General features: G+C 64.6%; 6 protein-coding genes. 1 reads left to right on the top strand and 5 read right to left on the bottom strand.

Features of this window, described 5'->3' with window-relative positions; translation table 11 throughout:
* Nucleotides 1–189: 189 nt before the first annotated feature.
* The 5 genes from EB084_13975 to EB084_13955 form a co-directional block, all read right to left on the bottom strand.
* Nucleotides 190–3,093, bottom strand: coding sequence for an NHLP bacteriocin export ABC transporter permease/ATPase subunit (locus tag EB084_13975; GenBank protein ID NDD29364.1), 2,904 nt, complete (start codon nucleotides 3,091–3,093; stop codon nucleotides 190–192).
* Nucleotides 3,090–5,243, bottom strand: coding sequence for an NHLP family bacteriocin export ABC transporter peptidase/permease/ATPase subunit (locus EB084_13970; protein NDD29363.1), 2,154 nt, complete (start codon nucleotides 5,241–5,243; stop codon nucleotides 3,090–3,092). The genes EB084_13975 and EB084_13970 overlap by 4 nt, the downstream gene beginning before the upstream one ends.
* A 77-nt stretch (nucleotides 5,244–5,320) precedes the next feature.
* Nucleotides 5,321–6,184: an HlyD family efflux transporter periplasmic adaptor subunit gene (locus tag EB084_13965; protein ID NDD29362.1), complete on the bottom strand. Its 864-nt coding sequence runs from the start codon at nucleotides 6,182–6,184 to the stop codon at nucleotides 5,321–5,323.
* Between the two features lie 169 nt (nucleotides 6,185–6,353).
* Nucleotides 6,354–7,724 (bottom strand): efflux RND transporter periplasmic adaptor subunit, encoded by a 1,371-nt coding sequence (locus tag EB084_13960; GenBank protein ID NDD29361.1) that lies wholly within the window; start codon nucleotides 7,722–7,724, stop codon nucleotides 6,354–6,356.
* A complete protein-coding gene (locus EB084_13955; protein ID NDD29360.1) occupies nucleotides 7,579–8,280 on the bottom strand; it encodes a hypothetical protein in 702 nt (233 codons plus the stop codon). The genes EB084_13960 and EB084_13955 overlap by 146 nt, the downstream gene beginning before the upstream one ends.
* Before the next feature lie 71 nt (nucleotides 8,281–8,351).
* Between EB084_13955 and EB084_13950 the strand changes: the two genes are divergently transcribed.
* A partial coding sequence (locus EB084_13950) for a hypothetical protein (protein NDD29359.1) occupies nucleotides 8,352–8,671 on the top strand: 320 nt, incomplete at its 3' end.

Genomic DNA, 8,671 nt, shown 5'->3' with positions numbered 1-8,671 from the left:
GCCATGTCTCTCCTCCAGAGCGCGATGGTGGTCTCGATGTCTGCACGGGCTGCTGCAGACCGAATCACCAAGGGGGCGCAAACCTGCTTGCCTGTGTATCACGACATGCAGGAGCCGGGTCAAGGGCGGCCGCGCTCCAGGCTTTTTTCAGGACGCCGACACGCTGTGGCGCGAAGAAGAAGCCATCCGTCAGGCCAGCTGTCGTCTCGCCAGATCCTGGAACAGCCCAGGCTGGTTCAAGAGGTCGGTGAACGTGCCCTCTTGCTCGATGCGGCCTTTGTGCAGCACGTAGATGCGGTCGGCGCGACGAATCGTGCTCAGGCGGTGCGCAATGACGATGCGCGTGGTTTCGAGGGCGTCGAGCGAGCGGGTGACCTGTTCTTGAATCTCGGCGTCGAGGGCGCTGGTGGCTTCGTCGAGGAAGATGTAGCGAGGACGGCCCACCACGGCCCGCGCGATCATGAGGCGTTGCCGCTGACCACCGGAGAACGTGGTTGCGCCTTCTGAGAGCACGGTGTGCATGCCCATGGGCAGCTGACGGATCTCTTGCTCGATGCCGGCGATGCGCGCCGCCTCCCAGGCATCATCCTCGGTCATGAGCGTCGAGCCCACGATGTTGTTGAAGATGTTCCCGGGCTGCAGCTTTCCGTCTTGCAGAACAACGCCGATCTGTCGACGCACCGATTGCACGTCGATCTGGGTGAGGCTCTGATTGTCGTAGAGCACGTCTCCGTTCAGCGGGTTGTCGAAGCCGAGCAGCATGCGCATGAGGGTCGACTTTCCGCTGCCGGAGGGTCCCACGATGGCGATCATCTCGCCCGGATCGGCCTTGAAGTTCACGTTCTCGAGAATCAGCGGTCCGTCGCTGCCATATCGGAAGCTCACCGAGCGCAGCTCGAGCGCGCCTTCGAGGCGTCCAGCGTCCGGCTTCGACGAGTCGGCCTCCATGGTGGCTTCGAGAATCGGGCGGGCGCGGTCAACCAGCGGTCCGATCATCTGCATCTGGATCCACGTGCCGGTGAGAGAGGTGAGCGCCGACATGAACTGTCCGAACGCAGCGTTGAAGGCCAGGAAGTCGCCGGTGGTGATGCCCTTGTAGTCGTGCCCCGAGACCCACGCGATGAAGATGAGGCTGCAGAGCACCGGATAGGCCGAGGTGAAGCCGCCATAGCGCACGCTGACCATGCGGTTGTCGAACTGCAACGTGCGCTGATGCGAGAAGCGGTCTGCCCATTCACGAAATGCGCGGCTCTCGGCACCGGCCACGCGTATCTTCGAGACACCGGTGATGAGCTGAAGCACCAGCCCCTGAATGGAGCCGGTCAGGTCGAGAATGGTGCGCTGCTGGCGTACCTGGGCGTAGGCAACCGAGGCGCTCACCAGCGTGTAGAAGAGAACGAGCACCGCCGCGACCACGGCCATGTAGGTGTCGTAGTAGAAGAGCAGAAAGAAGCTGAACACCGAGAACAGCCCGTTGAGCACGGCCTGGGTCACCGCCGACGACAGCGCTGACCGAACTTGTATGATACCGAGAAGTCGGTTCGACAGATCGCCGCTGGTATAGGTGCGGAAGAACGAAGCGGGCAGCGCGATGAGGCGGGTGAGCAGGCCGGCCTGCACATCGTACTCCATGCGTGTCTCCATGCGCTGCATCGAGAACTGTCGAACAAGGCTGTAGCACGCCGAGCCCAGCGAGGCGGCGAGAAGGGCCCCAGCGAGTGCGGCGAGCTCAGTAGACTGACCCGAGGGGATGATGGTGGACGTGAGCATGCCGAGGCCCACAGGGGTGGCAAGCGACAGCAGTCCGGTGAGCAGCCCCATCACCAGCAACGTGACCAGATCGCGCCACGTGGTTCGCAAGCCGAACTTCAGCAGATCGAGCGGTACGAGCGGGCGTTCGGGCAGGTTGCGGTAGAGCATCTGCGCATTGGGATCGAGGGTCTTCGCCACGGCGGCATCGACCGCGACCGAGGTACGCTCGACCGGATCGTACATGCGATAGCGATGCGGTCCGTCGGGGAGCAGGGCGACGGGTCGACGGGTTTCGTCGATGTATGCCAGTATGGGGCCGCTGTCACGCTTCCACCAGCTGTCTCGGAGCACGACCTGACGGGTCTGGCAGTGCGAGGCACGGCAGATGCGCCACAGGGCATCGGTGGCCAGCCCTTCGGTGGAGCCTGCCGGACGCTCGATCTTCAACCCCTGGTACTCTCCGACCATCTCGCACGCGTCGAGCAGGGCGTCAGCGAAACGCGCATGGCTGAAGAAGTTCGTCTCTCGGGTCGAGAACACGGCGGCCACGTCGTGTATCGCCTCGTCGAGAGAGGCCCCCTCTGACGCCGCTCGTCGCACGACGCGCTCGTGGTCTTGGGCGCGTTGTCTGGCTTCGAGCGCCACGACGGCCGCCAGCATCTGGTTCTGGCACTGCAGCAGCGCCTGCCACATCTCTGCCTGCCCGACGAGAGCGGCGGTGGGCAGGAGCGTGACCGTGGCCCCCTTCTCAGTGGCCTGGATCCAGCTGTACGTGCTCAGGGCGATCAAGGGCGATGCCAGCCGCGCCGCATCGTCGAGCCACGTCACCTCGCCGTTGACGCGGGCCCACAGCACGCCGCGAGCCGCACAGAGGCTGTGGTACGGCCCGAGGGTCACCGTCTCCGGCTTCAGCAGCCGGCGGCATTTGGTGGGGGGGTAGGGCGCCTGTATTCCGGCTTGCAGGCAGCGGATCCAGCTGTCGAGCGCATCTGCGAGCTCTTCCGAGCGGTCGATGGTCTTGTCGTCTTCAAGTGATTTGAGAAGGGTGTCGAGCGCGACGCGGTAGATCTTTGTGTCTGCGGTGCCCACGGCCGTGAGGGTACGGTTCTGCTGCGGACGCACGCCGATGAAGATCTGGTTCTCGGCGATCTGTACCAGGGGAAGGCGCGCACCCGCACGCTTCCCCTCGATGACCTGCACGGTGAAGAGATCGATGGTGCCTGTGTCGACCAGGTACAGCATGGTCTCGTCATCGGCCGTGATGGGATGGTTGCCCCCCGTCTGCTCGAGCACTGCGCCGGGAAGCGATGCGATGAATCGGCTGAATGCAGCAGTGCTCACGATGCAGCCACCGCCTGATCTTGCGACTGGGCTGAGATCTCGGCCTGTATGAGCTTCCAGTACTCGCCTTTTCTCGCCACGAGGGTCTCATGGTCTCCGCGCTCGACGACCTTGCCGTGCTCGAGCACGATGATCTCGTCGGCGTCGCGGATGGTGCTCAGGCGGTGCGCGATGATCACGCACGTGCAGCCGCGCCGTCGAACGGCCTGGTCGATCTTCTTCTCGACGATGGGGTCGAGGGCGCTCGTGGCCTCGTCGAGTACCAGGATGCGCGGATTGGTGACGAGGGCGCGTGCAATCTCGAGTCGCTGACGCTCTCCGCCGCTGAAGTTGTGTGCGGCTTCCTGCACCTCTGCGTCGATGCCCGAGGGGCGTGAGATCACGGCCTCGTAGATCCCGGCGTCCTTGAGCGCCTGGGTGATGGAGGCCTCGTCGATGTCGTTGTCCCAGAGTGTCAGGTTCTCACGCAGGGTTCCCGCGAACAGCACGATGTCTTGATCGACCTGCGCGAGACTGGTGGTGATGACGCTTCGCGGCCACGCGGTGCGAGGCTTGCCGTCGAAGAGGATCTCTCCGCTCCACGCATCGAGCAGCCCACAGATGAGCTTGCCCAGGGTCGATTTTCCGCTGCCGGTCGAGCCCACCAGTGCCACGCGCTGCCCAGGCTCGAGGGTCATGCTGAAGCTGTCGAGCTGGGGAGGATCGATGCGGCTGTACCCAAAGGTCAGGTTCTTCAGCTCGAGCCGGCCGTCGAGGCGGCCCAGTGAGCTGTCGCGGGTCACGAGGTCTGCTTCATCGGGCGGGTACGACGCGTCGTTGAGCAAGACGTCTTCGAGGCGGCTCAGGTCGCCCACGAGCTCCTGCATCTGCGAGCCGTACGAGACCATGCTGTTGATGGGGCTCACGAACTGTCCGCTCAGCGACTGGAATGCGATGAGCATGCCCATGGTCATGTCGCCACGCATCACGCGCATGCCGCCGAAGTAGATGACGGCAAGATTGCTGAGCGACGACACCAGCGTCGGAAACACCGACAGGAAGAGGCTGGAGGTCGACAGGTGCTGCTGGGTGTTCACCATGCGCGTGGTGTAGCCCGCCCATCGCACGAAGAAGTCAGACTCTCGCCCTGTGGCCTTCAGGGTCTCGATCATGGCGAGGCCCGAGACGGTGGTGCCCTGCACCTTCGACTGCACGCTCAGCAGCGACATGTTGGCGTCGACGCGGGTGCGCGAGATGACGGTGAGCAAGATGAAGTTCATGGCGGAGAGCCCGGCCGTGATGAGTGTCAGCAAGGGATCGTAGAAGTACATCACCATGCCGTAGAAACCGACCATCAGAACGTTCAGCGCGGCAGAGGCCAGGCTGCCCGTTGAGAGCGAGGCGACCTTGTCGTTGATCTCCACGCGCGACGCGATATCGCCCCCCATGCGCTGAGAGAAGAAGGCCATAGGCAGGTGCAGCACGTGCCAGAAGAACTCGCTGCTCGAGACCACCGCGAGGCGCGTCTCGAGACGCGCCAGGAAGTACGACTTCATGAACGTGATGATGGCGTTGAGGGTGGCCATTCCGGCCATGGCGGTGAAGAGCCACAGAATCCATCGGTGACGTGCGTTTCCGATGATCTCGTCGACGAAGACCCGAAGGAACGACGGGATGACGAGTCCGGGCACGACGAGGGCAAGCGCGGCCAGGAACACGTAGAGCAGGCCGGACTCCGAGCCGCGCACGCGCTTGCGAATGGCCTTCCAGGTCGACTTTCGGTGTCCGCCTCGCTTGAACTGTGGCGTTGTCTCAAACGTGAGCGCCACGCCGCTGTACTCGCGAATGAACTCTTCTTTCGCTACGAATCGCGGTCCGGCTGACGGGTCGTTGAGCCAGGCGCCCTCACGCGTGAAGCCTTCGAGCACCACGAAGTGACTGAACCGCCAGAACAAGATGGCCGGGAGCTTGATGCCTGCAAGGGCGTCCCAGGCCAGACGGTTTCCGGTGGCGGTGAAGCCGTGCGTGCGTGCGGCTTTGATCAGGTTCAGCGCATTGGCGCCGTTGCGCGTGACCGAGCACTGCTCGCGCATCTTCTCGAGCGGTATCCAGAGCCCGTAGTACGAGCAGATCATGGTCAAAGAAGCGGCGCCGCACTCCACCGCCTCCATCTGGATCACAGTGGGGACGCGAACGCGCTTGCACGGGTGCTGAAAAGGGTCCTTGGCCGATGTTGCCTGGGGAAGGCTCACTGCTGCGGCTCCGCGCCGAATCGCTTCAGCAGGTAGGGTACCACCATGTCCATGGGGCGCTCGCTGCCGGTGGCGATGGCGGCGGTGCAGACCGTTCCCGGGCTGATGGCGAAGGGGGGACCTTGATCCGACGACCAGTGATAGCCACTGGGGGTCGAGAGGTCGCCCTGGAGGCGTACCTTGATCTTGAGCGGAGCGCCCTGGTAGGCGCCTCCGCTCTGGAAGAGCTGCACCAGGTTCTCGTTCCCCAGGGTCTCGCGCATCAGCTCGTTTGTCGAGGCGTAGGTGGCAACTTCCTTGATCGTACCCACCAGATATCCATATTTCTCGCGGTCGACGGTGGAGACGGTGACCTGCACGGCCTGTCCCACAACGACCTTCTTGCCCTTGTCGAGGGGCAGGTACAGCACGGCCTCGAGATGGTCGTTGACCGACGCCGTGTTCATCAGCGTGTCGCCCACCTGCACGACGGCACCGGGCTTGGCCATGATCTGGGTCACCGTACCTGCGAATGGGCTGGTGATCGGCGTGGTTGCGGTCGCGGGATACTGCGTCAGCGACTGCACGCGCATGACGACCTGACCCAGCTCGACGGTGTCGCCGGGCTTCACCAGCACGTCGAGGACGCGCCCCGCGTTGACGCAGGACACCGTGCGCAATCCTCCGCCGTAGAGCAGCATCCCGGGCCCTTCGACCTGCAGCGGGATCTCGCCGTAGATCCCCCACAGCACCAGCGTGGCGAGAAGGGCGATGGTAGCCCAGAGGCCGAGCCATCCTTGGGGCGACGTCACCGTCATCAGCTGGTCGAGCTGCTCAGGTGACGAGATGGTCTTGCGAGCTTCGGTGGTTGTGCTGGGCATGTCTGCTACATCACTGCCGTCTTCTGGTTGTGCGCGACCAGGTTTCGCACGTGCGACCGTGGCGTGGATGCGCGAGGGAGCCCGGTTCTGCGATCAAGCATGTGACGTGGGTCCTTTCGGTATGCGCCTGGGGCAAGCGTCTTGCGCCAGGCACGTGAGGGCGTGACGTTCATCTGTGCGAGGGTGTCGCCGAGGCTTCGGTGCTGACGGGAGCATAATCTACCGTGACCTGCTGGCCGTCCTTGGGGAGCTCTCCTTCGCAGATCACGAACTCTCCAGCACGAATCTCCTTGACCACCGCATGCGTCTGGTTCTCGTGCTCTACGGTGACCTGTCGGGTGTGGGCGGCCTGCGCCTCGACCACGCTCACAAACGCCTGCGTGCCGTTGTGGTGCAGCGCTTCGCGTGGGATGACGACACCGCGATGCTTTGCGAGGGTGAGCCGACCGGTCACGGTCACGCCGTCTGTGAGCGTTGCAAGCATCTTTGACGCAGGCACGTCGGCAGTCACCTGGTCTAGACGAAGTCGCATCTTCACCGTGTTGGTCTTCGGGTCAGATGAGGGAACCACATCGGTGACCGTTGCGTGCACATTTGCATCGGGTTCGAGCGACGTGTTCAGGATGGCGGGCTGACCACGGGTGACCCGGTTGGCGTACTGCTCTTCGAGGGACGCGACACACTCGAGCTTTCGATTGTCGACGACGGTCATCAGAGGGGTTCCACCTCCGCCGACGACCTGACCCGGCTCGACCGAGCGCTCGACCACCGTGCCCGCCATGGGGGAGCGCAGCACGCTCTGCTGCAGGGAGACCTGCACCGTGTTCACGGCGGCTTCGGCCTGTGCGACCTTCGAGCGGGAAACCGCGAGCTGGGCGCGCTGCATCTCCACATCACGCTCGCCCTTCTGCGCGAGACGCAGCGAGGCCAGGGCGGCAGACTGCTTGCTGCGCGCCGTGTGGAGCTCGTCGACGCTCAGCTTGTACTGCAGCTCGGCCTTCTCCATCTGGCTGCGTGAGACGGCCTTCTCCTTGTAGAGCGTCTGCAGCCGCGTCATGTCGCGCTGGTTTGCATTCATCTGTGTGGTGGCCGAGCGCACGGCGATGTCGGTCTGGGCGAGTGCCTGCTGCGCCTGCTCCACGTCGTTCTTGAGCTTGCTCTCGCTCTGACGCAACGTGGCCTCGGTCTGCGTCATGTCGGCGCGTGCGCTGGCAAGCTGGGTCTGCTGCTCGTGCAGGCGGGCTTCAGCGTCCCGGGTGTCGAGCCAGATGAGCGGCTGCCCCTCCGCGACCGCGTCGCCATCGGTCGCTGCAACGCGGATCACGGTGCCCGGCTGCGCCGAGCTCACCGCGGCGCGGTGTCGCGCTTTCAGCACGCCCGTGAACGTGGCGTATTCACCGACCAGGCCTTGGGTCGCGGCAACGACGCGCACCGTCGGCGGTTGCGTGCGGGCTTCTTCGATTCGTCTGCACCCCGTCGATGGCGTGAGCGATGCAAGCAAGGCGGCGATCAGCAGGGTTCTGGAAGGGGGTCTCATCATCGGGCTCCTCGAGGCGATGGCTCAGCAGCGGGTGCTGGGGTTGGAGCAGGGGAGGGCGACGCGCCAGGTGCGGCGGGTGTCGTGCGATGGGGCGAAGGTGAGGCTGCGGCGGGCTTTGCCTCTCGGAGCTCGGGGTCGGTGCCACCGGCCAGGTCGATGGGATGGTCAGGGGCGCCGGCTGCTCCCAGTCGACCTTCACCGAATCAGGGAGTGCAACGGGGTAGTCGCCGGAGATGGCTCTGCGCCAGTTGACCTCGGCGACCTGGTAGTTGTAGATCGCCGTTGCCAGTGCCTGGTCGGCTTGCACAAAGGTGTCTTGGGCATTGAGCAGCTCGATGCTGCTCGAGAAGCCCTCGCGATAGCGTACAAGGGCGATCTGGTAGGCTTCCTTCGCCTGCGCGGCGGTCTCCTTCGCAAGGGTGACCTGCTGCCAGTACGTCTTCAGATCGGTGAAGGCCGAGATCACTTCCTGCTCGACGGAGCGTCGGGTCACGGCGAGCTGATGCTCGGCCTGCGAGAGGGCGGCCTCGGCCTGCTTCTTCTCCCAGTGCGCCACGCGGCCGTCGAGGATGGGGATGTTCAGCGTGCCGATGATGTTGAACTCCGACCAGATGAAGTTGCCGGGCGGTGTTCGAGTATGCCGAGGGATTGCTGCCGAGGTACTGCGCCGACAGCGAGACGGTAGGGGCGCTGTACCGGACCATGGCGCTCACGTTGGCCCGCGCGGCCTTGGCTGCCCAGGTGAGGGCTGCAATCTCTGGTCGCTTGATCAGGGCCTGGTCGAGCCCCGCCTGCCCATCTGCCGGGGGGGGGAGACGGGGTGTGCTTCGTGTCGAGGGTGAGCACGGTTCCTGGCGCAAGGCCCAGTGCCACGACCAGCGATTCGCGGGCCTTCTCGGCGCTGCCCTCGGCCGTCAGCAGCTGCTGCAGCGCCTGCCCCAGCTGGC

The sequence above is a fragment of the Pseudomonadota bacterium genome (genome assembly GCA_010028905.1).
Classification (GTDB): Bacteria; Vulcanimicrobiota; Xenobia; order RGZZ01; family RGZZ01; genus RGZZ01.
Note: the sequence above shows the minus strand (reverse complement) of the source record. Positions and strands in the feature narration are given on the sequence as shown.